The organism is Notoacmeibacter marinus, assembly GCF_002238045.1.
GTDB lineage: Bacteria > Pseudomonadota > Alphaproteobacteria > Rhizobiales > Rhizobiaceae > Notoacmeibacter > Notoacmeibacter marinus.
On the sequence record NZ_NBYO01000003.1, the window covers coordinates 688,058 to 710,765 of the forward strand.

At 62.0% G+C, this 22,708-nt stretch carries 27 protein-coding genes; 8 read left to right on the plus strand and 19 right to left on the minus strand.

Translation table 11 applies throughout. From position 1 onward, the window contains the following. Positions 1–44 precede the first annotated feature (44 nt). The 7 genes from B7H23_RS15655 to B7H23_RS15685 form a co-directional block, all read right to left on the minus strand. Positions 45–491, minus strand: a complete 447-nt coding sequence (locus B7H23_RS15655; RefSeq protein WP_240535142.1) for an endonuclease domain-containing protein — start codon at positions 489–491, stop codon at positions 45–47. Beyond that, positions 484–1,116: a VOC family protein gene (locus B7H23_RS15660; RefSeq protein WP_094078340.1), complete on the minus strand. Its 633-nt coding sequence runs from the start codon at positions 1,114–1,116 to the stop codon at positions 484–486. The genes B7H23_RS15655 and B7H23_RS15660 overlap by 8 nt, the downstream gene beginning before the upstream one ends. Positions 1,117–1,143: 27 nt before the next feature. Beyond that, positions 1,144–1,323, minus strand: coding sequence for a hypothetical protein (locus tag B7H23_RS15665; RefSeq protein WP_094078341.1), 180 nt, complete (start codon positions 1,321–1,323; stop codon positions 1,144–1,146). Then, a complete protein-coding gene (locus B7H23_RS15670) occupies positions 1,320–1,622 on the minus strand; it encodes a hypothetical protein (protein ID WP_094078342.1) in 303 nt (100 codons plus the stop codon). Before B7H23_RS15670 ends, B7H23_RS15665 begins: the two co-directional genes overlap by 4 nt. Then, positions 1,619–2,557, minus strand: a complete 939-nt coding sequence (locus B7H23_RS15675) for a glycine--tRNA ligase subunit alpha (RefSeq protein WP_094078343.1) — start codon at positions 2,555–2,557, stop codon at positions 1,619–1,621. The genes B7H23_RS15670 and B7H23_RS15675 overlap by 4 nt, the downstream gene beginning before the upstream one ends. A gap of 131 nt (positions 2,558–2,688) precedes the next feature. Then, on the minus strand, positions 2,689–4,506 hold the full coding sequence (locus tag B7H23_RS15680; protein WP_158215856.1) for a tetratricopeptide repeat protein: 1,818 nt from the start codon (positions 4,504–4,506) through the stop codon (positions 2,689–2,691). 102 nt (positions 4,507–4,608) lie between these two features. Continuing rightward, on the minus strand, positions 4,609–5,544 hold the full coding sequence (locus tag B7H23_RS15685) for a polyprenyl synthetase family protein (RefSeq protein ID WP_094078458.1): 936 nt from the start codon (positions 5,542–5,544) through the stop codon (positions 4,609–4,611). Positions 5,545–5,750: 206 nt separating this feature from the next. Here B7H23_RS15685 and B7H23_RS15690 point away from each other — a divergent pair, with 206 nt between their 5' ends. From B7H23_RS15690 to moaB, 6 genes are all read left to right on the plus strand, one after another. After that, positions 5,751–5,975: a putative signal transducing protein gene (locus B7H23_RS15690; RefSeq protein WP_094078345.1), complete on the plus strand. Its 225-nt coding sequence runs from the start codon at positions 5,751–5,753 to the stop codon at positions 5,973–5,975. Continuing rightward, on the plus strand, positions 5,965–6,765 hold the full coding sequence (locus B7H23_RS15695) for a tRNA1(Val) (adenine(37)-N6)-methyltransferase (RefSeq protein WP_094078346.1): 801 nt from the start codon (positions 5,965–5,967) through the stop codon (positions 6,763–6,765). The genes B7H23_RS15690 and B7H23_RS15695 overlap by 11 nt, the downstream gene beginning before the upstream one ends. 54 nt (positions 6,766–6,819) lie before the next feature. Further along, a complete protein-coding gene (locus tag B7H23_RS15700) occupies positions 6,820–7,680 on the plus strand; it encodes a S49 family peptidase (RefSeq protein ID WP_094078459.1) in 861 nt (286 codons plus the stop codon). 61 nt (positions 7,681–7,741) lie between these two features. Next, positions 7,742–7,921, plus strand: a complete 180-nt coding sequence (locus tag B7H23_RS15705) for a hypothetical protein (protein WP_094078347.1) — start codon at positions 7,742–7,744, stop codon at positions 7,919–7,921. Next, on the plus strand, positions 7,918–8,841 hold the full coding sequence (locus B7H23_RS15710; RefSeq protein WP_240535143.1) for a 4-(cytidine 5'-diphospho)-2-C-methyl-D-erythritol kinase: 924 nt from the start codon (positions 7,918–7,920) through the stop codon (positions 8,839–8,841). The genes B7H23_RS15705 and B7H23_RS15710 overlap by 4 nt, the downstream gene beginning before the upstream one ends. Continuing rightward, positions 8,838–9,404 (plus strand): molybdenum cofactor biosynthesis protein B, encoded by a 567-nt coding sequence (moaB, locus tag B7H23_RS15715; protein WP_094078348.1) that lies wholly within the window; start codon positions 8,838–8,840, stop codon positions 9,402–9,404. Before B7H23_RS15710 ends, moaB begins: the two co-directional genes overlap by 4 nt. A 35-nt stretch (positions 9,405–9,439) precedes the next feature. Here moaB and B7H23_RS15720 read toward each other — a convergent pair whose 3' ends face one another. Beyond that, positions 9,440–9,949, minus strand: coding sequence for a glycosyltransferase (locus B7H23_RS15720; protein WP_094078349.1), 510 nt, complete (start codon positions 9,947–9,949; stop codon positions 9,440–9,442). A gap of 136 nt (positions 9,950–10,085) precedes the next feature. Between B7H23_RS15720 and B7H23_RS15725 the strand changes: the two genes are divergently transcribed. Both B7H23_RS15725 and B7H23_RS15730 read left to right on the plus strand, forming a co-directional pair. Beyond that, on the plus strand, positions 10,086–11,240 hold the full coding sequence (locus B7H23_RS15725; protein WP_094078350.1) for a PA0069 family radical SAM protein: 1,155 nt from the start codon (positions 10,086–10,088) through the stop codon (positions 11,238–11,240). 159 nt (positions 11,241–11,399) lie between these two features. Further along, positions 11,400–12,104: a ribonuclease HII gene (locus B7H23_RS15730; RefSeq protein WP_094078351.1), complete on the plus strand. Its 705-nt coding sequence runs from the start codon at positions 11,400–11,402 to the stop codon at positions 12,102–12,104. A gap of 69 nt (positions 12,105–12,173) precedes the next feature. Here B7H23_RS15730 and B7H23_RS15735 read toward each other — a convergent pair whose 3' ends face one another. The 11 genes from B7H23_RS15735 to B7H23_RS15785 all read right to left on the minus strand — a co-directional run bounded on the left by B7H23_RS15735 (position 12,174) and on the right by B7H23_RS15785 (position 22,597). Then, positions 12,174–12,665, minus strand: a complete 492-nt coding sequence (locus B7H23_RS15735) for a F0F1 ATP synthase subunit B family protein (RefSeq protein WP_094078352.1) — start codon at positions 12,663–12,665, stop codon at positions 12,174–12,176. Continuing rightward, positions 12,665–13,261 (minus strand): F0F1 ATP synthase subunit B, encoded by a 597-nt coding sequence (locus tag B7H23_RS15740; RefSeq protein ID WP_094078353.1) that lies wholly within the window; start codon positions 13,259–13,261, stop codon positions 12,665–12,667. Before B7H23_RS15740 ends, B7H23_RS15735 begins: the two co-directional genes overlap by 1 nt. A 116-nt stretch (positions 13,262–13,377) precedes the next feature. Beyond that, on the minus strand, positions 13,378–13,602 hold the full coding sequence (locus B7H23_RS15745; protein ID WP_094078354.1) for a F0F1 ATP synthase subunit C: 225 nt from the start codon (positions 13,600–13,602) through the stop codon (positions 13,378–13,380). A 92-nt stretch (positions 13,603–13,694) separates the two neighbouring features. Further along, positions 13,695–14,459 carry a F0F1 ATP synthase subunit A gene (locus B7H23_RS15750; RefSeq protein WP_094078355.1) on the minus strand — a complete coding sequence of 255 codons (765 nt, stop codon included), beginning with the start codon at positions 14,457–14,459 and terminating at the stop codon, positions 13,695–13,697. A 26-nt stretch (positions 14,460–14,485) separates the two neighbouring features. Beyond that, on the minus strand, positions 14,486–15,064 hold the full coding sequence (locus B7H23_RS15755) for an AtpZ/AtpI family protein (protein ID WP_240535145.1): 579 nt from the start codon (positions 15,062–15,064) through the stop codon (positions 14,486–14,488). Positions 15,065–15,112: 48 nt separating this feature from the next. Then, positions 15,113–16,201, minus strand: a complete 1,089-nt coding sequence (locus B7H23_RS15760; RefSeq protein ID WP_158215857.1) for a cell wall hydrolase — start codon at positions 16,199–16,201, stop codon at positions 15,113–15,115. Between the two features lie 140 nt (positions 16,202–16,341). Beyond that, positions 16,342–17,769: a ribosome biogenesis GTPase Der gene (gene der, locus B7H23_RS15765; RefSeq protein WP_094078358.1), complete on the minus strand. Its 1,428-nt coding sequence runs from the start codon at positions 17,767–17,769 to the stop codon at positions 16,342–16,344. Positions 17,770–17,784: 15 nt separating this feature from the next. Further along, on the minus strand, positions 17,785–18,675 hold the full coding sequence (locus B7H23_RS15770; RefSeq protein ID WP_094078359.1) for a tetratricopeptide repeat protein: 891 nt from the start codon (positions 18,673–18,675) through the stop codon (positions 17,785–17,787). A gap of 116 nt (positions 18,676–18,791) precedes the next feature. Further along, positions 18,792–19,379, minus strand: a complete 588-nt coding sequence (locus tag B7H23_RS15775) for an NnrU family protein (protein ID WP_094078360.1) — start codon at positions 19,377–19,379, stop codon at positions 18,792–18,794. 110 nt (positions 19,380–19,489) lie between these two features. After that, a complete protein-coding gene (locus tag B7H23_RS15780; RefSeq protein WP_094078361.1) occupies positions 19,490–21,130 on the minus strand; it encodes a BCCT family transporter in 1,641 nt (546 codons plus the stop codon). A gap of 312 nt (positions 21,131–21,442) precedes the next feature. Continuing rightward, positions 21,443–22,597, minus strand: coding sequence for a CaiB/BaiF CoA transferase family protein (locus tag B7H23_RS15785; protein WP_094078362.1), 1,155 nt, complete (start codon positions 22,595–22,597; stop codon positions 21,443–21,445). Positions 22,598–22,708 lie beyond the last annotated feature (111 nt).

Here is a 22,708-nt window from a genome sequence, read left to right on the forward strand (position 1 = left end):
TCGATGGGGAGGGTCGGCGCATCAGCGCCGGGGTGGGGTGATCATCAGTTTTCCGCACCCCCACCCGCGCCAGTGGCGCGACCTCCCCCATCGAGGGGGAGGTGGGAGCGGGCCTCGACGGCGGCATAGATGGTATCGAGCACGGAATCCAGTTCGTATCGCACATCATCGGTCCAAAACCGCAATACCAGATAGCCTTGATCGTTCAGCCATGCGTCGCGAGATATGTCATGAGATGCCTGCCTCTCATCCGCATGGTGAGAGCCGTCGACCTCAATAACCAACTTGAGACGGTGAGAAGCGAAATCGGCGCAGTAGGGTCCGATAGGTGCCTGACGGCGAAAATGAGACCCTTCCACCGGGATGCGCCATAGATGCCGCCAAAGCTTCGCCTCCATATCTTCGGGCGCGCTTCTCATGGCGCGGGCGGTGGCGATACGAAAGCGCTTCATCGGTGCAGGGTGCCAAACCTGGCGGTCGACGTCACCCACCCAATACGCGCGAACCCTCCGGCGTTTCGATTTCGGCCTGTAAACCGGACGCATGACCGGTTCGGAAGAGCACGCGATCGTCGGCGAAATGCGGGGCGAGCGCCGCTGCGATGAAACCGGCCAGCGGATGGGTGACCGTCAGCTTCGACAGGCGGGAATTGCGCTCGGCCATCGTCGCGCCGGGCGTCCTGCCGTCCGGCCATTGCATGATCGTCGGAAACGTCCCTTCGAACGGCATCGAGCCGTCATCCGGCACGGTGATACGCCAGGTCAGATCGCCCCGGCTGACCGTCATCGGCCTGCCGATGGCGCGCGGCAGAGCGGCGCAGGCCGCATCGAGATCGTCTGTGCGAAGGATCCAGGTGGAGAGGAAAGGCGGGCGGTCGCCCTGCCGGTCGAGCGCGTACCAGCGCGGCTGCTCCGGCGGCTGCGCGTCGGGGTCGATGGTGATGACTTCGAGAAACTCGGTCTCGCCCAGCTTCATCAGGCGGTTGTGCGTGCCCATTTTCGGATGGCTGCCGCCGGGCGGAATATCGACGCCGAGGCGCTCACGCACATATGCTGCACCCGAGACGAGGTCTGGCGCGGCGATGGCGAGATGGTCGAGTTCCAATCGAAACACCATTCGATCAAGCCGATTCAGAGCTGCAGGTCAGGACTCCGCAGCCTCCAGCTCTCGACGGCGCTTGGCGATCAGCGCACGGACAAAATCTTCCCGCTTGGGATCGGGAGCGGGCCCACGATTCTTCCATAGGAACACGACAAAATCGATCACGCTGGCGGCAAGAATGCCGAACAGCACGATGGCGAAGATCGTTTCAAATATCGTCATGTCGCCTCCTCGATCCGCTCAACCATGTCCGTGTCTACCGCTTCAATATAGTCCGCCGCTGCTGCCTTTGCCAGTTCGGCGACATCGGGCGAGGCTTCCAGGTAACGCATCATGAGGTAGCCGTCGAACTGCACATCCGCGTTCGCCGATCTCATCATCTCCGACGCTTTGGCGAAAAGCGCAAATTCATCACGCCGCCGCGCGCGAACATATTGCCGGCTCGTGAACCAGATTCCCGCAGCAGCCAGAATCACAAGCCCGATGTTTCGCGCAATTTCGCTGACGTCGACAAAGCTCATGCGGCCACTTTGCCAGCCCCACCTGCTTCGGTCTTCAGAAACGCCTCGCCGCACTGGCGGGCGAGGTTGCGGACGCGCAGAATATAGCTCTGACGGTCGGTGACGGAGATCACGCCGCGCGCGTCGAGCAGGTTGAAGACGTGGGACGCCTTGATGCACTGGTCGTAGGCCGGCAGCACGCAGCGATGCAGACCGCCCTTGCCTTCCGGTTCACCGGCGGCAAGAATCGCGGCGCATTCGGCTTCGGCGTCCTCGAAATGGCGGCGCAGCGTGTCGGTATCGGCGATCTCGAAATTGTAGCGCGAATATTCCTGCTCGGCCTGCAGGAAGACGTCGCCATAGCTGACCCTGTCGTCCCCCTCGCCGCCATTGAAGTTCAGATCGTACACATTGTCGACGTTCTGCACATACATGGCGATTCGCTCGAGCCCATAGGTCAGTTCGCCGGCGACAGGGGCGCATTCGATGCCGCAGACCTGCTGGAAATAGGTGAACTGGCTGACTTCCATGCCGTCGCACCAGCACTCCCAGCCGAGGCCCCAGGCGCCGAGCGTCGGGCTTTCCCAGTCATCTTCGACAAAGCGTATGTCGTGCAGCAACGGGTCTATGCCGATCGCTTCCAGACTGCCGAGATAGAGTTCCTGCAGATCGGTCGGGTTCGGCTTCAGGATCACCTGATACTGGTAGTAGTGCTGCAGCCGGTTCGGATTCTCCCCATAGCGGCCGTCCTTGGGTCGGCGGGACGGCTGCACATAGGCCGCGTTCCAGCGCTTCGGCCCGAGCGCGCGCAAGGTCGTCGCCGGATGGAAGGTGCCGGCCCCGACCTCCATGTCGTAGGGCTGCAGAATGGCGCAGCCCCGCTTCGCCCAGTAATCGTGCAGCGTCAGGATAAGCCCCTGAAAGGAGCGGGTCGGGTCGAGGTGGGATGCGGTCACGGGATGGTCCGTCAAGGTCTGGGAAATCGCGGCGGACCCTAGTGGGCCAGCCACCCGGAATCAAGCGGACAGAACCCCGCAGCCGTTACAGAACGTCGAGACTCAGGCTCTATCCAGCGCGCCGCGACGGATCAGTTGGCTGCTTCTGCAGGATCCACCGCCAAGGCCGCATCGGCATTGCGCGCCGGCTCGTCATCCGGCAGGCCCCGCGCCTGCTTGCTCATGATCTCCGCCATCAGCATCGGATCGGGCTTCTTCATGGCTTTCACCGCCGCCAGCGCCGCGTTCCACTGATATTCGGCCTCCAGTTTCCGACCGACCTTCCAATAAGCGTCGCCGAGATGGTCGTTGACCGTCGGGTCTTCCGGCATCAACGCTATGGCGCGTTCCAGTTCGCGCACCGCCTCATCGTAGCGGCCGAGGCGATAGAAGGCCCATCCAAGCGAATCGACGATGAAACCGGCATCGGGCCGCGCCTCGACCGCCTTGCGGATAAGGTCTAGCCCTTCCTCCAGCTTCTCGTTCCGGTCGACAAGGGAATAACCGAGATAGTTCAGGACTTCGGGACGGTTCGGCTCCAGCGTCAGCGCCCGCCGAAAATCCGGTTCGGCCTTATCCCATTGCTTCAGGCGCTCATAGGCCATGCCCCGCCGGTAGTAGAAGTTCCAGTCGGGCTTCTTGCCGCCCTCTTCCAGCGCCGCGACCGCCTCCTCGTAAAGCTGCGCCGCCTCGGCGAACTGCTCGTTGCGGGCGAAAATATCGCCGAGCGCCAGGTAGGCCCGTTCTTCCATGGGATCGCGCGCTATGGCGTCCCGCAGTGATTTTTCAGCAGCTTTGTAGTCTTCGGCATCGGCCAGGGCGAGACCCGATTGCAGATCGGCAATACGGCGAAGAGGCGATCGCTCCGGCACATCTCCATAGTATTCCATCGCACGGCGCGGGAAGCCGAGCCGCTCCTCCACCAGCCCGATCTGAACCAGAATGGTGCCGTTCTGCGGCATCAGCGCACGGGCCAGTTGCAGATAGACGCGCGTCAAAGGCTCGCTGCCCGGCCGATTCAGCACCAGCCCGAGATCGTAGAGATAGATCGCCGCGCCTTCGCGCGCGGATTCAACGAAACGCTCGGGTCGCTTGCCGCTCTTCAACTTCTTGCGCAGTTCGCCAAATTCGATGAATTGCGGCGCTACGGCTTCACCGCTCGATAGCACCGAACGGGCGAAATCGGCGCGGCCATCGCGAATGAGCCAGCTGGCATAGGCTGCCACGCCCTGAACCCAGAGATCGGGCGCGCCCGCCGACGCTTCCTCGTCATCCAGAAGCGAACGGTAAAGGCGATCGGCCTCCGGCCGTTCATAAAGGTCGGCCATCAATGCAGAATGAAGCGTCGTGAAGGGTGCATACCAAGGCTGATCGTCCAGCGCCCGCAGATCGGCCAGCGCGCCGCCGGCATCGCCATTGCCCGCTTTCGCCCAAGCCGCCATCACCCTATTCGTCAGCCTTTGCAGATCGTCCTGACCGGCTCTGTTCTGAAGCGTCGAAGGAACGCGCTTGAAGTTCTTGCCGCGCATTTCATCGACCGCCACGGTCAGCCGCGCAAAACGCTCGGCTTCGGGAACGGCTTTCAGGCGCTCGGCCTCGGCCAGCGCCTCGTCGAATTTGCCGCGCCCAAGCAGGGTCATCATCAGATTGACGCGCAGCTTGGTTTCCGTTGGATCGAAGCTCAGCGCCCGGCGAAGATAGGCAATCGACCGGTCAAGGTCTCCCTCTTCCGTCGCAAGCTGCGCAGCGAGAAAAGCGCCGGCCCGCGAGCGGATATCGATCAGGCTTTCATCCGCATGGCCGGTGGCTGCCTGTACGGCGGGGCGGTCGACAACAAGCCAGCCAAGCCCCACCAGCGCCGCCAGAGTCAGGGGAAGCGCCTTCCGGCCGAACATTTTCACTGCAGTCATCGAACGTCCCATCTTGCAAATCGCCTGCATAATCGTGCCGTTCAAGGATGGCCTTTTTACGGTGTCCTTGGCGGAAAAGCGGGTCCACCGCAATGCGAACCCTCAGACAACGCGGCTAATGCAGAAGCCGACGACCTGATCGAGCGCATCGCGCCAGGGCCCCTCCGGCAACTCAGCAAGTGCCGTCCTCGCCGTCTCACCGTACAGCCTGGCTTCGCTCACCGTCTTTTCGACAGCGCCCGTGCGCTCCAGCCGTTCGATGGCGGATGCCAGCGCCGCGTCGTCGTTCCGCCCCTCTTCGATGGCGGCCTTCCAGAATGCGCGGTCCTGATCATCGCCGTCGCGATAGGCGAAGATCACCGGCAGCGTCACCTTGCCCTCGCGGAAATCGTCACCAACATTCTTGCCGAGCGACGCCGCCGATCCGCCATAGTCGAGCGCGTCGTCCACCAGCTGAAACGCCATACCGAGCGTGTCGCCATAGGTGCGCAGGGCCTGTCGTTCACGCTCGCTCGCGCCAGTGATGATCGGTCCCATCTCGGCGGCGGCGGAAAAGAGTGCCGCCGTTTTGGCGCGGATGACCGCCTCGTAATCCGCCTTCGTGGTCTCCATCGAACGCGACGCGGACAACTGCCAGACCTCGCCCTCGGCGATCACCGAGGCGGCCGTCGACAGAACGTCCAGCGCATCGAGCGAGCCGACATCCACCATAAGTCGGAAGGCCTGACCGAGCAGGAAATCGCCGACCAGAACGGAAGCCTGATTACCCCAGATACGGCGCGCGGTGGCGCGCGCGCGGCGCATATCGCTCTCATCGACCACATCGTCGTGCAGCAATGTCGCCGTGTGCATGAACTCCACGGCCGTCGCCAGCCTGATATGAGCGTCGCCCCGATAGCCGAACATCTCGGCGCTGGCGATGGTCAGCATGGGGCGCAGGCGCTTGCCGCCGGCATTGACGAGATAGTTCGAGATCTCCGGGATGAGTTCGACGTCCGATCCGGCCTTCGACAGGATCAATTCGTTGACCGCGGCCATCGCATCGGCGCTCAGCTTCAACAGAGGTTCCACAGACGCGACCGCCACGGTCGTCTCGCCGCCCTGTGCCTTATCAATACTCAACCCTGCCACTCCGATGGATCGCGCCGCATCAACTCGCCCGTTCCTTAGCCAGCGGCCCACTGGAGCGCAAGGAGATCGACGGCCGCTTGCCCGCGGCCCGCCGGTCTGCGAAAGGTTTGGCCATGGATATTCTCTATCGATCGAACAATGCCGTGGAACTATCCTTCGTCGAAGCGCTGCTTCGCGATGCCGGCATACGTTACATGGTCGCCGATCAGAACATGTCGATCATGGAAGGATCGCTGGGTATTTTGCCGCGCCGCGTCCTCGTCGACCCGCAGGATCTCGACCGGGCCGCGCGTCTTCTGGCCGATGCGGATATCGAACGCGGCGTTCATGACGACTGACGCCGGAACCGGCACGACGCTCGACGCCTTTCACCGTGGACGCTTCCATCTGGTCCAGCCGAAAAAGCGGGGGCATCGCGCGGGGCTGGATGCGATGCTTCTGGCCAGTGCGCTGCCACGGACCTTTCGCGGAAAGACGGTCGATCTGGGCGCAGGCAGCGGCGCCGCTGGCTTGGCCGTTCTGTCCCGATGCCCGGCGGCCGAAACGGTTCTCGTGGAAAACGCACCGCCCATGATCGCCTGCGCCGAGGCCACCCTGGCGCATCCCGAAAATAAGGAGCTGGCGGCTCGCGCCACTCTCATTCCGGCCAACGTCGCTGCGCCGGCGCAGCATCGACGCGATGCGGGCCTGACCGACAATTCGGCCGATGCGGTGATTCTCAACCCGCCCTTCAACGATCCCCGCGATCGGTCCACGACCGATCCGCTGCGCCGCGATGCCCATGTCATGACGGAAACCCTGCTGGAAGACTGGCTGCGCACTGCCGCCGCCGTGGCGCGAGCGGGCGCATGGTGTGCGCTGATCTGCCGGCCTCGGCATCTCGACGAAGCGCTTGGCGCGATGAGAGGACGGTTCGGCGGGCTGGTCCTCCGCTTCGTTCAGCCGCGGGCAGCGACACCAGCGATCCGGCTTATTATGCGAGGTCGGCGCAATGATCGCGCCCCGCTGACGGTGCATCCGCCACTTGTCCTTCATGGTGACGACGGTAGCGCCTTTACCTCCGAGGCGAACGCTCTGATCAACGGTGAAGCGGATTTTTTCCCCGACGGCCCGGCCTTACCGCTTTGAGTGGGCCGGTCGCTTTCCTACATGATCCGTATCATCAGAACCGATGGAGCCCCCTTGGCCAATTTTCTCAAATCTCTTCTGCCCGCCCGCTTTCGATCCGATAAGATCATCGTCCCCGTCGTCCGCTTGCAAGGCGCCATTTCCGCAGCAGGCGGCTCCCCGCTTCGCCAGGGTCTTTCCTTTGCATCCGCGGCGCCGCTTCTTGAAAAGGCCTTTTCGATAAAAAGCGCTCCGGCGGTCGCCATCGCCGTCAATTCGCCAGGGGGATCGCCGGTTCAGTCACGGCAGATCTTCCAGCGCATCCGGGCGCTTGCCGATGAAAAGGACAAATCGGTTATCATTTTCTGCGAAGACGTGGCGGCGTCCGGCGGCTACATGATCGCCATTGCGGGCGATGAAATCTATGCCGATCCCTGTTCGATCGTCGGGTCTATTGGCGTTCTCTATGCCGGATTCGGCTTTACCGAAGCGATCGACAAGCTCGGCATCGAACGGCGGCTCTATACGGCGGGCGAGAACAAGGCGACGCTCGACCCATTCCAACCGGTAAAGGAAGACGATGTCGAGCGGCTGAAATCGCTGCAACTCGAGATCCACGATGTGTTCAAGACCATGGTGCGCGAGCGCAGAGAGGGCAAGCTGTCGGACGATCCCGAGCTTTTCAGCGGCGCTTTCTGGACCGGGAACAGCGCGCTGTCGCGCGGCCTGATCGACGGGCTCGGCGATGTCCGATCCGTCATGCGCGAAAAATATGGAGACAAGGTTCGGCTCAAGCTCATCTCGGCATCGGGCGGGCTGTTCGGCCGACGCATTTCGCCTTTCCGGAACGATCTGTCGAAGGCCGGAGCCGGCTTTGCCGGCGGCTTGGTGCAAACGGTCGAAGAACGCCTGCTCTGGCAGCGATTCGGCCTTTGATTTCGCCGCGATCCGGCAATAAGATACGGTGGTGAAAGCAATTGGCGGGAGATGATGTGATATGCCGCAACTGATTATCGCTGCCCTGGCAGGGGTCGCAGCCGCTGCCGCCTATCGCATGTATCAGACGGAGAGCGAGCGTGTGAGCCGGACGATCCGAGACGCCGAGGACGACACGGAAACGCCGCAGGGAACCCTGGTCCGCGATCCGGAGACCGGCGAGTATCGTTTGAAACAGTGATTCCCCACGATACGGCCGATGCTGTTTCCGACATCGAAACCGTCAGCGTCTTTGCGCCCGCGAAGATCAACCTGGCCCTGCACGTCACAGGCCGGCGCGACAATGATTATCATACACTGGAAACGATAGCAGTCTTTGCATCCGCAGGCGATCGCGTGACGGCGGCGCTGGCGATGCGCGATCGCTACGAAATTACCGGACCGAACAATCGCGGCCTGCCAGCGAAGGACGACAATCTGGAACTGCGTGCCCGCGATCTGCTGCGTGCCGAATTCGGCCCGACCGACTGCCCGCCCGTCGCCATCCGGCTGGAGAAGCATCTTCCGGTCGCCGCCGGCGTCGGAGGTGGGTCGGCGGACGCCGCCGCGACATTGCTGGCGCTTTGTCGGCTTTGGAAGCTGCCCCTCGACAAGCGGAGCCCCGAACTGATCCGCATGGCGCTGTCACTGGGCGCCGACATACCGATGTGCCTTGCATCGACGACGCTTCTGGCCTCGGGTATCGGGGAAGGATTGACGCGCATCGAAGATTGGCCGGACCTTCCCCTCGTTCTGGTGAATACCGGCGAAAAGGTGCCGACGGCGGCGGTGTTCGCCGATCTGGAGCATCGGGACAACCCGCCTCTCGGCGCACTTCCTGCCAGCCCGAACCTCGACGCGGTCGTCGACTATCTCCAGACGACCCGCAACGATCTTCAGCCTCCCGCCATGGCGCTTGCGCCCTCCATTGCAGACGCGCTGGCCGAACTGGACCACCAGCGCCCGCTCTTCATGCGGATGACAGGATCGGGCGCCACATGTTTTGGCATATTCGCCTCGCAACGTGACGCCGAAAAGGCCGCCGCCGCCATTCGCATCCGACAGCCGGACTGGTATGTCCAGGCCGCCATAACCCTTCGAGGACGCAGCGTAACCCAATGAGCCACAGCCATATCGACGAAAATCGCGTATTCGTGCCCGTCCGCTTCGGTGTGGTGACCGTATCCGACACGCGAACGCTGGCGGAGGACAGATCCGGCGATCTTCTGGTCGATCGAATCTCGAAGGCTGGTCACGAGTTGCAGGCCCGCGACATTATCCGCGACGAGGTCGACGCCATTCAAGCGCTGGTTCGCGACTGGACTGCGCGGGACGATATCGATGCCATCATCCTGACCGGAGGCACCGGATTTACCGGTCGCGACGTGACGCCCGATGCGATCGAGCCGCTCTACGACAAGGCGATGGATGGCTTCTCGGCCATTTTCCACCGCATCTCCTATGAAAAGATCGGTACTTCGACGATCCAGTCCCGCGCCAGCGCCGGGCTTATAAACCAGACCTTCGTCTTCTCCATTCCCGGATCGACCGGTGCCTGCAAGGACGCCTGGGACGGCATATTCCTTCCGCAGTTCGACTACCGGCACATGCCCTGCAATTTCGTGGAGATCATGCCCAGGCTCGACGAGCATCTGAAGCGCAGCGGTGGCTCGAAAAGCCTCTAACTTCGGCGCGCCCCATCGGCCGCGCCTGTCGGCCTTTATCTTGCTCCGATGGCGGCCGGATGCAATTCGACATTGAGAGGCCGTGTCGCCAGGCGGACGCCGATGCTTTCCAGAGGTCGGTGCGGTTTGCAGAGCGCCAGGGCCTGTCTTTTCGTAATCACAAGCCCGTAGTGAAGGGCGCCGTTTCTTTTCAGGCGGCTGAGAAACGGCAACCGTGATGCTTTGGAGAGCCTAAAACGCGCCGCTTTGGTGCTCGCCTCCATATGTTCGGTCAATCCCTCGCGCCAGAAACCCGCCGGTCGGCTGCCGGGCTCCAGAAGAAGCAGCCACTCCGCTTTCGCGCGCCGAATGGCCGAAAGGGCGTCAGCTCCCGGCAAAAAACTGCAACCGGTCGTTTCGGCAACCTTGCGTGTGTGATCGGTCGATCCGTTGTCGCAGACGATCACCTCCCGCACCGTCCCGTCCACTGCGGCGGAAATGAGCGATGCCAGGGTGCGCGCCAAAGCATCCTCGTCATTCTGTGTTTCCATAATCACGCTGAGCATGCCTTTTTCTACCGAAGCCGGTTCGAAGCGCAAGGGCGTCGACCCGGCCACACGCGGTCATTGATTTTGTTCTTGATCTGTTCTATTTATGTGGTAGGACTAATGTCATAGAACAGCCATCGAACGGACCCGTCTCATGGAACAGATCGAACAAGCGGATCACGCAGCCTTCGGCGTCGGACGCGCGGCTCTCGCCAATACCGTTATGGATGGGTCCGGCTTGCGGATCGATCATGGTCGTCGAAGGGGTCGCGGCGCTGCGATTAATATGACTGGCCGCTTCGAACCAGTAACCCGCGAAGGGTTCGACGATGGTTGGCAGTCTCTGGAGGACCTGCCGCCCTTCCGAACCGATGTGCAGGTTGAGAAGCCGCGCAAAATCCTTGCGCGCAACACTTCGCCCGACATCTCGTTCGACCGGTCCATCAATCCCTATCGCGGTTGCGAGCATGGTTGCGTCTACTGCTTCGCCCGCCCGACCCACGCTTATATGGGTTTGTCGCCAGGGCTGGAATTCGAAAGCCGCCTCTTTGCCAAGCCCGATGCACCACGCCTGCTGGCCGCGGAGCTGGCCGCCAAAAGCTACGAGCCGCGGACCATCGCCATCGGCACCAATACCGACCCTTACCAGCCCGTGGAGAGGGAGTGGCGCATTATGCGCCAGGTTTTGGAAGTGCTGGAAGCGGCCAACCACCCGGTCGGGATCGTGACGAAGAGCGCCCTTGTCATGCGGGATATCGATATTCTGTCGCGCATGGCGGAGAAGGGCCTGGCCAAGGTCGCCATTTCCGTGACCACGCTGGATCGGAAGATCTCCCGTTCCATGGAACCGCGCACCTCCACGCCGACAAAGCGCCTGGAGGCGATCCGCGCTTTGTCCGATGCCGGCATTCCGACATCGGTGATCGCCGCGCCCGTCGTTCCCGGGCTGACCGACCATGAGATCGAGCGCATTCTGGATGCGGGCGCTGCCGCGGGCGCCCGCCAAGCGAGCTACATCATCTTGCGGCTGCCGCTCGAAGTCGCGCCGATCTTCAAGGACTGGCTGCTTCGAGAGCATCCGGACCGGTACCGCCATGTGCTGTCGCTGATCCGCTCCATGCGTGGCGGGCGGGACTACGATGCCGAGTGGGGCAAACGGATGAAGGGGTCCGGCCCCTATGCCTGGCAGATTGGCCGGCGGTTCGAGATGGCGGCCCGTCGGCTCGGCCTGAATGCGGAGAAGCAGACACTTCGGACGGATCTGTTCCAGCCGCCGAGGCTGGAGAACGAGCAGCTCATGTTGCTTTAGGTCGTCGATATAACCGGCGTTGCGAACGAAGTTCCGCTTGCTCCTTTCCCCGTCTCTCTGGCGGACCCCGCCGAATTATCCGCCAGAGACCCCGTCCCGCCGCCACCCCTCTCGGCGGGACTTGAAGAGAATCGGGGCCGGTGCGATGGTCGCCCGCCTATGCCTCGTCCGCGTCCCGATTCTCCCATGGCCATCCTTCCGCTTACCGACAAACGGCCCGCTCCGGACTTTGCGACCGAAGAGGCCTGTTATCGTAGCGGAGCGCAGCTTGTCTGCGGCGTCGACGAGGTAGGTCGAGGGCCGCTTGCCGGGCCGGTGGTGGCTGCTTCGGTCATTCTCGATCCACATTGCATTCCGGAGGGGCTGAACGATTCCAAGAAGCTCGCCGCTTCGCGGCGCGAAGCACTTCATGCCTCGATCATGGAAACGTCTCTTTCCGTCTCACTCTGCGCGGTGAGTGCGCAGACGATCGACCGGATCAACATTCTGCAGGCCAGCCTGCTGGCCATGCGCCGCGCCATCGCCGGACATGCGAGACCTCCCTGCGTCGCGCTCATCGACGGCAATCAGCATCCTGCGGGCGCGCCTTGCGAAACCCGAACACTGGTCAAGGGCGACCAACGTAGCCTTTCCATCGCGGCGGCTTCCATTGTCGCCAAAGTCACGCGCGACCGAATGCTGGCACGGTGCGGCGAGCGCCATCCCGCTTACGGTTTTTCGAACCATGCCGGTTATGGCACTGCCGTTCACCGTCAGGCGATCGGGACAAACGGCCCGGTATTCCGTCTGCATCGCATGAGCTTCGGTATGTTGCGAGCAGAGGCGCAAGAAGCCACTGCAGACACACCAATGAAGGGTCTCTAACAAAACAAAAGGACGCCCGCGAACGGAGCGTCCCTTAATGATCTTCGATGCCGCCGTCAGGCGACCGCTCTAGTGTAGCTTCGTTCGAATCGTCGACAGACTTTCGTCGATGATCTGCTGCTGCTTTTCCGGCCCGACCGACTCGGCGATCACGCGCCGTGCCGCCGCGGTTGCAATTTCGATCGCACGATTGCGGACGGCGCTTATAGCATCGGTTTCCGCCTGGGCGATCTTCTGTTCGGCGCTCGCGGTCCGGCGCTCCACATATTCATGCGACTTTTCGGACGCTTCCTTGCGGATCGATTCGGCTTCGCGCTTGGCGGCGGCGACGATCTGCTCGGCCTCTTCCTCGGCCTCGCGGCGCTTGCGCTGCAATTCGGCCAGAACGCCCTGGGCCTCTTCACGCAGTTCTCGCGCTTCGTCCAATTCGTTGCGGATGCGGTCGGCGCGGCTATCCAACGCCTTGGCCAGCATCTTGTGCACGCCGAGATAGCCCAGCAGGGCCAGGAACATGATCAGGGCTGCGAAAATCCACCATGTGGCTTGTGCTGTCGCATCCATCAGACCGTCTCCTCCTTGCGGACATTGTCGACCGCGCTGGCGACTTTGGCGTCATCGGCGGAGCCCAGAATGGTCCCGACGATAGCCGTCGCCGTCTCTCTGGCGATCTCGCCGACATCCTGCATGGCTTCGGCGCGGATTGCGGCTATTCGCGTTTCCGCCTCGGCCAGCTTGGCGTCGAGTTCCTGTTCGACACGCACCCGTTCGGCTTCGGCTTCCGCCTTGGCCTTTTCTTGCGCGTCGTTGGACAGACGGTTGGCCTTGGCGCGCGCTTCGGCCAATTCCTGTTCATAGGCTGCGGTGGCTTCGTTGGCTTCCTCCCGCATCCGGGCAGCCTGGTCGAGATCCTGTGCGATTCGGTCACGCCGGGTCTCCAGCGTGCCGGCGATGCGCGGCAGAATAACGCTCTTCAAAATCAGGTAGAAAAGCCCGAACGTAATCGCCAGCCACAGAAGCTGCGACGGATAATAGGTCGGATCGAAAGGCGGAAAAACATCGGAATGGCCGGCATCGTGGCCGACTTCCGAATGGGTTTGCCCCTCGGTCACCGCTTGGCTTTCGCCGTCAGACTGCGCAAAGGCCGGTGTTACGAACATCGCTCCATCCCGTCTCGTTGGGAGGTCTCAGATGATCCGCGCAAAGGCGGACCCAAAAGCGCCTTAACCGTACGACCCTCCAAAGGCCGTACGGTGCAAGGAGCCTGCGCTCAAGCTTAGCCGAAGAGGGCCAGAAGCGCGATCAGCAGCGAGAAGATGCCAAGCGCTTCGGTCACGGCGAAGCCGAAGATCAGACGGCCGAACTGGCCGTCGGCAGCCGACGGATTGCGCAGTGCGCCTGAGAGGTACTGACCGAAGATGGTGCCAAGGCCGATGCCTGCGCCACCCATGCCGAGACAAGCGATACCAGCGCCGATGTAACGTGCAGCTTCTGCTTCCATTTTCTTTAGCTCCTTAAATGGACGTATGCGTCTTACTGGAAGTTTGGCGGCGTCGGATGACGCCACCGGTTTGGTGTGATCGCGCTACCGGATCAATGGCTCGGATGCAGCGCGTCGTTGAGATACATGCAGGTCAGAACGGCGAAGACGTAGGCCTGCAGGAATGCCACGAGGAATTCCAGCCCGGTCAGTGCGACCACCATGACAAGCGGCAGAATCGCACTGGCGATGCCGATGGCGCCGAGCGAGCCGAGCGAAATGATGAAGCCGGCGAACACTTTCAGCGTGATGTGACCGGCCAGCATGTTGGCGAACAGACGAACGGACAGGCTGACCGGACGCGAGAGAAAGGAAATAATCTCGATGGCGACGACCAGCGGCACCAGGATCATCGGCACGCCTTCCGGCACGAAGAGTTTAAGGAAGCCGAAGCCGTGCTTCATGAAGCCGTAAACCACCACCGTCAGGATCACCATCATCGACAGGGCGAATGTCACGATGATCTGTGCGGTCACGGTGAAGAAGAAGGGGATCATGCCGAGCAGATTGGCCACCAGCACGAAGACGAAGAGGGCGAAGACGAAGGGGAAGAAGCGCATACCGCCGGTTCCGGCAGCATCGCGCAGCATCGAGGCGACGAACTCATAGGCCATCTCGGTCACGGACTGCATGCGGCTCGGCAACAGTCCGCGCGAGGCGGTGGTCAGATAGAGGAACAGGCTGGCGACGACGACAGTGGCCAACATGAACAGAGACGCATTGGTGAAAGACAGATCGTAATCGCCAACGCGAATCGGAATGATCGGCTGAATCGCAAATTGGTGGATCGGATCGACCGTCGTTGAGTCGGTGGCCACGCTGCCCTCTTTCCCGTTCGCCGCGCTCAGGCGGACTTGTCTTCATCGTCGCTGCCGATGGTAAAATCGGATTTCAGATGTTCGCCCTGAACAGGCTCTCCGAAATCCGACACCCGGCCGGTCGCACGCATAATATTCAAAATGCCGGCTGCAAAGCCCAGCATCAGAAACCCGATCATCCCGAATGGGCTGGTGCCGAACGCATAATCCAACGCCCAACCAAGCCCCGCGCCAACCAGAATGGCCGCCACGAATTCACTCGACAGCCGCAGCGCCTCACCCATGCCGGATTTGCCGCGAATGTTGTCGCCGTCGACAGTGCCGTGCACCGTCTTGGCGTCGAGCTTTTCATTCAACCGGGCAAGGCGATCGTCAAGAGCCCCCTCCCCGGTTTTCGGTGTGTGCCTGTCTGGTGAAGCCGCCTTTCCAGCAGTCTCCTGCGGGTCCGACATGCCGTCTCCATGACAAGGGATGACCGGAGACTGCCTGCCCCCGATTTCGCGCGCACCATAGTTTCGGCGCACTACCCCGTCAAGACGGAGAAGGGCGGTGTGAACGAGGCGAATAAAGCCAAGAAAATGAATTAGTTGCGACCACCCGCCCAATGCGCCTTATCAATTGGTCGGGTGGGTCGTTCGGCGCGGTGGCAGCTTTCAGCCCCAGCCGCCATTCTTCGTGCGGTAGAAGATGTGGCGGCCGATCTTCTGCAGCCGATCCATGTGACGCGCCCAACGGGGCTTCACATAGGTGGCGTGATAATGTGTGGACGAGCCGACGCGGGGCAGCCAGATCTCGCCATAAGTCACCTTTCTGGCGACGTCTTTGGCCGTAGACCACGACTTGCTGCTTCGAACCTTGTCGCGTTTGCCGTCGCAAGCGAAGGAGAACTGGCAGCGATTGCGCCAGTTCTTGTTCTGATAGACCACACCGCAGATCGTATCGGGAAAGGTGGGGTTCCTTACACGGTTCAGGATAACCTGCGCGACGGCCGCCTGGCCCTCCTGCGGTTCGCCACGCGCTTCGAAATAGATACCGATGGCAAGGCAGCGCTGCTGCGTCTTGTCGTAGGATGAATTCGGCAGGCGACGCGCCGCCCATTTGTGGTCCTTCTTGCCGAGTTCGGGAACGAACCCTCGTCCCGACTTGCCGAGAACGGCGTCGAAGGGCGACGCCTTGGCGGCGCTCGGTGCGAAGGCCATGGCTGCAACCGGCTCCATGCCAACGCCCTTCTGCGTAGCGGAGGCCAGCATCGTCGTGGCCGTTTCCGCACCATTTGATTCGGTGGCCGGCGAGAACCGGAACGCCTCGGCCAATTGCATTGCCTCTTTTGCAGGCATCGGCTTTCTCAAAGCGACGTCCGCGCCACCGATAGCCGGGCGAAGCATCATGGATCGCTCGCCATAGAGCGAGCCGGCCTTGAACCGGTCCGGAAGGGAACGTGGCGCGACACGAACAAGGCGGCCGCGCTTATCGGCACGGTTGATCCTGTCTTCATCTGGCGTGACAGCCATGGTTGCTTTCTTGGCGGGAAGCTCAATACGGGCCACGCCATCCTTCGAGGCGATCGACCCGGTCGTCAGGCCATCCTTGCCGGCAAAGGCATAGCTGGCGCGCATGACCGTGTCGGGCTGGCGCTTTTCCAGTGCGGCCGACCAGCGGTGTTGAGTCATGGACGCCATGATCGCTCGGGTGTCCTGAATGGCGATCTCGTCGCCCATGGCGAAGAAGATCACACCCGACATCAATCCCATCAGACTTAACGAAAGGGGATGAAAGCGATGTCCGATGGTTCCATTCGACACAGCACATTCCCCAAAACGCATTAGCAACTGGGGAAATGATGATCGATTAACCTAAATCGGGAGTTAACGCGCCGTGCTTTTCAGCGCTTGCGGGCGCGATTGGCAAAAGGATTGTCGCTCGTGCGCAAATTGAGGCGAATCGGAACGCCCCCGATCCCGAAGGTCTCGCGCAGATTGTTGACAAGATAGCGCTGGTAGCTTTCCGGCAGCGCATCGGGCCGCGAAACGGACAGCACGAACCCAGGCGGGCGGGTTTTCGCCTGGGTGATGTAGCGTATCTTGAGGCGGCGCCCGGAAACCGCAGGCGGCGGATGGTGGGCAATGATGCCTTCCAGCCAACGGTTCAGCTTGCCGGTCGAGATGCGCATGTTCCAGATGCGATGGGTGTGGAAGATGGCATCGAAAAGCTTGTCCAAGCCGCGTTCGGTCTCGGCGCTGACCGGCACGGCGCGAATGCCGCGTAGTTGCGGCAGAAGGCGCTCGGTCTTCTCGCGCAACTCGGCGAGTTTTTCCTGCTTGTTCTTCACGAGGTCCCATTTGTTGAACGCGATCACCGGCGCGCGTCCCTCTCGCCCAATCAGATCCACAATGTGCAGATCCTGCTTTTCCAGCGCGATGGTAGCGTCCAGAACGATTACCACGACTTCGGCAAAGCGCATGGATCGAAGACCGTCAGAGACCGAGAGCTTCTCCAGCTTTTCCTGCACGCGGGCGCGCCTTCGCATTCCGGCCGTGTCATAGACGCGAAGGGTCCGCCCATTCACCTCGAATTCCACCGAGATCGAATCGCGGGTGATCCCCGCTTCCGGTCCGGTCAGGAGCCGCTCTTCGCCGAGCCAGGCATTGATAAGCGTCGACTTTCCGGCATTGGGTCGCCCAACGACAGCCATGCGGATCGGCTTGGTATCGTCATAGGCCGGCTGCTCTTCCGCGTCGGGATCGTCGATCGTCACCGAGAGATCTGGCACGTCACTGACCGCTTCGCGGGCATCGCGCTCGGCAAAGGCCACATCGTCGCCCAACGCCGCGATCATCGCCTCACGCAGGTCGGGCAGGCCGAGCCCATGCTCGGCAGAGATCGGCACCGGATCGCCGATGCCCAGTTCCCAGGCCTCCGTCATGCCCGCATCGGCCAGCCGCGATTCTGCCTTGTTCGCTACAAGGACGACCGGCTTTCCCGTCCGACGGGCCAGATTGGCGAAGCTGCGGTCGGTCGGCGTGACGCCCGCCTTGGCGTCATAGATAAAGAGAATAAGGTCCGCCTCGTCCATCGCAAGCTCGGTCTGCCCGCGCATCCGCCCCTCGAGCGAGGCTTCGGAGGCTTCTTCCAGACCGGCGGTGTCGATAACGGAGAAATAAAGGTCGTAGAGCTTGGCGTCGTGCACACGCCGGTCGCGCGTGACGCCAGGCGTGTCGTCGACGAGCGCCAGCTTTTGACCGACCAGCCTGTTGAACAGGGTGGATTTGCCGACATTGGGCCGGCCGATAATGGCTGCAGTAAAACGCATCTTGCGATCCTGTTCTCAGCCAGCGCCATCATTGGCAGGCGCGTTGGTCTCGGTCGGCTGCTCACCAGCCTCTTCGCCGGTTGCGGTATCTGGCTGCGACAAATCCGCCGGGCTTACCGCGCCATCCTCATCGGCGCGCGGTAGGTTAGCGCCGTCACTGCCGACTTCTTCCCGGCCCGAGGGCGCCGGAGCGGTTTCTTCTTCGGCTTTCTGTTCGCTCGAACCCGTTTCGGCGGGGCCGCCTTCCGCCGACGCGCCGGCAGCAAGAAGATCGCTCATCAGCGTGGCCCGGCGGCGCAGATTGGCCGGCGCACCGATATCGCTGACAAGCGCCTCGAAATGCTCCTTGGCCTCGTCGTTCCGCCCGGTCTTCCATGCAGCAAGGCCGAGTGCCTCACGCGCGGAGAAGCGAAGGGCGTTGGTCTCGCTTGCCAATGGTTGGACACGCTGGGCGACCGCCTCGTAATCGTTCTGGTCGACCAGCAAGTAGCCCGCGCGAAGGGATGCGAAATCGCGAAGCGTCTGCGGCGCTTCGCCATCGGCCGCGATCTGGTCGAACAGTTCGACCGCCTCGCTCGTGGAGCCCTCATCCGCAAGGAGCGCCGCGCGCTTGAACCGGGCGAGTTCTCCGTAATCCCCGGTGCCGTCGGCCTGTAGGGTTTCCAGTTCCACGAGCGCGGCGTCACGGTCGCCTTCATCGGCTTTTTCGATGGCGGCGAGAAAGCGGTCGCCGGAGGCAGCAGCCTGCTTTTCCTGATAATCGCGCCAGAAGACGATCGCGGCGGTTACGGACACTGCTAGCACCACCACGCCGATCAGAATTTTTCCGTAGCGATCCCAGAACGCCCGCGCCTTATCCTGGCGCAGTTCCTCGTTTACTTCGCGAATGAAGCTGTCATCGCTCATGATCGTCCTGCCTCAGTGACTCGCGCGCCGGCGCAATGCGACGCGTCTAGCCGGCGCTTCTACCGCAAATCGTCGGCGATGTAAGGGGGCGCGGAAAGTACCGGTTCGGAGACGGTTCAAACCGCGACTGGCGGAATACCGATCAACCATTCGTGCAGCCACAGCAGCATGACGACATAGAGGACGATTCCAACGATCAGTGCAGCGACATCCCATCCGATTGAGCCCGACGCAGGAATAGCCGCCCCGCCACCCGTACCGACGCGGCGTTTGACCGAGATGCGGTCGGCCACCGCCCATGCCAGGAAAGAGCCGAACAGGATAATCGAGGCCAGTTCGCCATTGGCCAGAAGATGGGCCAGCGCCCAGATCTTGATGGCGATCAGCATGGGGTGCTTGAACATTGGCTTCAGCCGTCCCGCCGGCAGCATGTAGATACCGAGCGCCATGAAGGAAAACAGCATCAGGCCCGTGGCGAGATGCCGCAAGGCCATGGGCGGATCCCAGATCGGGATCGGAGCGTCCTGCGCCATGCCGTAACCCCAAACGATCAGGACGAACCCGATCAGGGAAACAATGGAATAGACACCCTTATAGGGCCCTTCGCCCATTTGCGCTTCACGCCGGGCGACTTTTGCCGGCGCGAAAATGCGCACGGAATGGATGCCCAGAAATACAATAAGCCCGAGGATCAGAACCAGCATTTCAATTGCCCATATTCGACCGGAACAGGCAAAAGCCCGACCGGTCTTTCCAAGTATTCGACCGACGCGCGGCGATTGTCGTCCACGCGCCGGCCACGATATCTCGGCCGCTATTCGGCGGCGGTGCTGGCGATCACGCCAGTGCGCATCAGGCGGCGCTCGTTGCGAAGGCCCATATAAAGGCAGATCATCATGACGAGCAGCACTAACGCGAACGGAATGCCCGTAGCCACGGCCGCGGCCTGAAGTGCGACGAGACCGCCACCCAGCATCAGCACGATGGCGACAAGGCCCTCGAAGATCGCCCAGAAGATCCGCTGCGCGACCGGCGCGTCGATCTTTCCGCCCGCCGTGATCGTGTCGATCACCAGCGAGCCGGAATCCGACGAGGTCACGAAGAAGACGATGACCAGCACGATGCCGACAAAGGAAATCAGCCCGGTCAGCGGATAGGACTGCGCCATGACGAACAGCTTGAGGGGCTGCGCGGCATCGACGATCTCCTGCTTGCCATTGGCGACGACCTCATAGATCGCCGAACCACCGAAGGTGCTCATCCACAGAATACAGACCGCCGTCGGAACCAGAATCACGCAGGTGACGAACTCACGGACTGTGCGGCCACGCGATACACGGGCGATGAACATGCCCACAAAGGGCGACCAGCTGATCCACCAGGCCCAGTAGAAGGCGGTCCAGCCCTGCATGAAGTTCGTGTCTTCACGGCCGAACGGGTTCGAAAGCGGCACCAGCTGCGTCAGATAGGAAACGCTGTTGGTGAAGAACCCCTTGGCGATCACGAGCGTCGGTCCGACAAGAAGGATGAACAGGAACAGAAGGGCGGCAAGGACCATATTGATCTCCGACAGCCGCTTCACGCCGCCATCCAGCCCGGCAATGACCGAAACCAGCGCCACCCCGGTGATCGCGACGATCAGAAGCGAACGCGCGGTCTCGCTGGTCGGAATGTCGTCATAGAGGAAATTGATACCGGCGATCGCCTGCTCCGCGCCGAAACCGAGCGAAGTCGCAAGGCCGAACAATGTAGCGAAGACGGCAACCGTATCGATAATATGGCCCGGCCAACCCCAGACCTTCTCACCCAGAAGCGGATAGAATGCCGAGCGAAGGGTCAACGGCAGTCCGCGATTGAAGGTGAAGAAAGCCAGCGCCAGACCGACCACCGCATAGATGGACCAGGGATGCAGACCCCAATGGAAGATCGTCGCCGCCATGGCCAGATCTTTCGCCGCTGCCGGATCGTTGGCGGCGCCGCCGAGCGGCGCCCAATCGGTTCTCAGACCACCTTCGAGAGACGTACCGCCGACCGCGCTGGCATAGTGGCTAAGCGGCTCCGACACGCCGAAAAACATGAGGCCAATGCCCATGCCGGCGGCAAACAGCATGGCAAACCAGCCGAGGTAGCCGTAATCGGGGCGCGCATCGACGCCGCCAAGACGCACATTGCCGAGCGGAGTGACGATGAGAGCCAAGCTGAACAGGACGAAGAGATTGCCGGCCATCAGAAGCGGCCAGTCGAACAGTTCCGTCAGCGTGGGACGAAGCCAGGTGAAAAAGCTTTCAGCGGCATCGTGAAAGATCAGGGAAAACAGCACGAAGGCAATAATGATCAGCGCAGAAACGAAGAAAACCGGATTGTGAACATCCAGCCCCATAACTTCGACATTGTGATCGCCCGGCTCATGGTCGGAGACTTTGATTGTGGCGGTCTCCTCCGTAATTTCGCTCATAGCATATCCCCTGTATGTTGTCGTTTCAGTCAGTGGTCGCTTGGGGCCCCTCGACGAAAGTGCGACAATGCGCCGATCCGCCTCAGAGTCAAACAGTTGCGAAGGACAGTTATCGCCGGACCGGCTTCCCGGCATGACGGAGCGGGCTCCATCGGGTCGGCTGTCTTTTCCGAACGCCTCCGCAAATCCCTTGCAGAAAGCGGTGTGGCGTCTCTTCCGACAATATCGTCCCGGCCGCCAAGACGACCGTCGCTCGCGGTCACGGCTTGTGGATAGGCCCTTGCTGTCGTCAAGCCAAGGCCATCGGCCAGTCTATTTTCCGTTAAACCGCCACTCTCCCGCGCCCAAAACAGGCGCGGCGCGGGTGCTTTCCGTTCCGCTCCGTGAAAAGCGGATCGGCGTTCCCAATCCCGCCACACCCTGCGGTTCGATCTTGAGGCCCCGCGCCTCGATCTGCGGATCGGCCAATGCGTCCGCAACGGAGTTGATCGGCCCGGCAGGAACGCCTGCCTTTTTCAGCCTGTCGATAAGGTCGTCACGTGAACACTGCTCGGTTCTCGCGGCGATGAGAGGGATAAGCGCTTCCCGGTTCTCGACCCGCGCCGGATTGGTGGCGTAAGCCGGATCGGACGCGATGTCGTCCAGCTGCAGGGCGCGGCACAATCCCGCGAATTGTCGGTCGTTGCCGCAGGCAATGATGATATGCCCATCGGACGCCGGGAAGAGCTGATACGGCACGATGTTGGGATGGGCGTTGCCGAGACGGCGCGGGACCGCACCGCCAAGCAGATAATTGGTCGCCTGATTGGCCAGGACGGCGACGCCGCAATCCAATAGAGACAGATCGATATGCTGGCCCTTGCCGGACCGGTCGCGTTCGGCCAGCGCCGCCTGAACCGCGATCACGCCATAGAGCCCGGTGAAAATATCGATCCAGGCGACGCCGACCTTTTGCGGCTCTCCGTCCGGCTCGCCCGTCAGATCCATGATGCCGGACATGCCCTGGATCAGGAAATCGTAGCCGGGTTGCGATGCGCGCGGCCCGTTCTGGCCGAAACCGGTGATGGACAGATAGACGAGGCGGGGGTTGAGGGCGGATAGGCTGTCATGGTCGAGCCCGTATTTGCGCAGGCCGCCGACCTTGAAGTTCTCGACCAGAACGTCGGCCTCGGCGATCAGCGCCTTCAGCCGCTCCAGATCGTCGGCATCGCCGAAATCGCAGATGACGGACGACTTGCCGCGATTGGCTGCCTGGAAATAGGTCGCCACGCGCTCGCTCGAGCCGTCATCGCGCCGGCGTTCGATGAAAGGCGGTCCCCATGAACGGGTGTCATCGCCGGCCGGCGATTCGACCTTGATCACTTCGGCGCCGAGATCGGCCAATGTCTGGCCGACCCAGGGCCCGGCAAGAATGCGCGCCAGTTCAACGACTTTCAGCCCTTCGAGGGGCGACCTGTCATCGCTCATCGATCAGAAAAACGCCTGAATGTCGGTTTGTGCACGGCCGAGGATGAGGGCGTGGACGTCGTGCGTGCCCTCATAGGTGTTGACCGTCTCCAGATTCTGCGCGTGGCGCAT

What these genes read in the sequence shown, in the direction of transcription:
- B7H23_RS15775 (WP_094078360.1), bottom strand. Translation starts at nt 19,379, where the DNA reads ATGCTGGTTCTGATCCTCGGGCTTATTGTATTTCTGGGCATCCATTCC.
- B7H23_RS15695 (WP_094078346.1), top strand. Translation starts at nt 5,965, where the DNA reads ATGACGACTGACGCCGGAACCGGCACGACGCTCGACGCCTTTCACCGT.
- B7H23_RS15740 (WP_094078353.1), bottom strand. Translation starts at nt 13,261, where the DNA reads ATGTTCGTAACACCGGCCTTTGCGCAGTCTGACGGCGAAAGCCAAGCG.
- B7H23_RS15760 (WP_158215857.1), bottom strand. Translation starts at nt 16,201, where the DNA reads ATGTCGGGTGTGATCTTCTTCGCCATGGGCGACGAGATCGCCATTCAG.
- B7H23_RS15670 (WP_094078342.1), bottom strand. Translation starts at nt 1,622, where the DNA reads ATGAGCTTTGTCGACGTCAGCGAAATTGCGCGAAACATCGGGCTTGTG.
- B7H23_RS15705 (WP_094078347.1), top strand. Translation starts at nt 7,742, where the DNA reads ATGCCGCAACTGATTATCGCTGCCCTGGCAGGGGTCGCAGCCGCTGCC.
- moaB (WP_094078348.1), top strand. Translation starts at nt 8,838, where the DNA reads ATGAGCCACAGCCATATCGACGAAAATCGCGTATTCGTGCCCGTCCGC.
- B7H23_RS15785 (WP_094078362.1), bottom strand. Translation starts at nt 22,597, where the DNA reads ATGAGCGATGACAGGTCGCCCCTCGAAGGGCTGAAAGTCGTTGAACTG.
- der (WP_094078358.1), bottom strand. Translation starts at nt 17,769, where the DNA reads ATGCGTTTTACTGCAGCCATTATCGGCCGGCCCAATGTCGGCAAATCC.
- B7H23_RS15730 (WP_094078351.1), top strand. Translation starts at nt 11,400, where the DNA reads ATGCCTCGTCCGCGTCCCGATTCTCCCATGGCCATCCTTCCGCTTACC.
- B7H23_RS15780 (WP_094078361.1), bottom strand. Translation starts at nt 21,130, where the DNA reads ATGAGCGAAATTACGGAGGAGACCGCCACAATCAAAGTCTCCGACCAT.
- B7H23_RS15720 (WP_094078349.1), bottom strand. Translation starts at nt 9,949, where the DNA reads ATGCTCAGCGTGATTATGGAAACACAGAATGACGAGGATGCTTTGGCG.
- B7H23_RS15690 (WP_094078345.1), top strand. Translation starts at nt 5,751, where the DNA reads ATGGATATTCTCTATCGATCGAACAATGCCGTGGAACTATCCTTCGTC.
- B7H23_RS15685 (WP_094078458.1), bottom strand. Translation starts at nt 5,544, where the DNA reads ATGGCCGCGGTCAACGAATTGATCCTGTCGAAGGCCGGATCGGACGTC.
- B7H23_RS15745 (WP_094078354.1), bottom strand. Translation starts at nt 13,602, where the DNA reads ATGGAAGCAGAAGCTGCACGTTACATCGGCGCTGGTATCGCTTGTCTC.
- B7H23_RS15735 (WP_094078352.1), bottom strand. Translation starts at nt 12,665, where the DNA reads ATGGATGCGACAGCACAAGCCACATGGTGGATTTTCGCAGCCCTGATC.
- B7H23_RS15665 (WP_094078341.1), bottom strand. Translation starts at nt 1,323, where the DNA reads ATGACGATATTTGAAACGATCTTCGCCATCGTGCTGTTCGGCATTCTT.
- B7H23_RS15725 (WP_094078350.1), top strand. Translation starts at nt 10,086, where the DNA reads ATGGAACAGATCGAACAAGCGGATCACGCAGCCTTCGGCGTCGGACGC.
- B7H23_RS15680 (WP_158215856.1), bottom strand. Translation starts at nt 4,506, where the DNA reads ATGACTGCAGTGAAAATGTTCGGCCGGAAGGCGCTTCCCCTGACTCTG.
- B7H23_RS15660 (WP_094078340.1), bottom strand. Translation starts at nt 1,116, where the DNA reads ATGGTGTTTCGATTGGAACTCGACCATCTCGCCATCGCCGCGCCAGAC.
- B7H23_RS15770 (WP_094078359.1), bottom strand. Translation starts at nt 18,675, where the DNA reads ATGAGCGATGACAGCTTCATTCGCGAAGTAAACGAGGAACTGCGCCAG.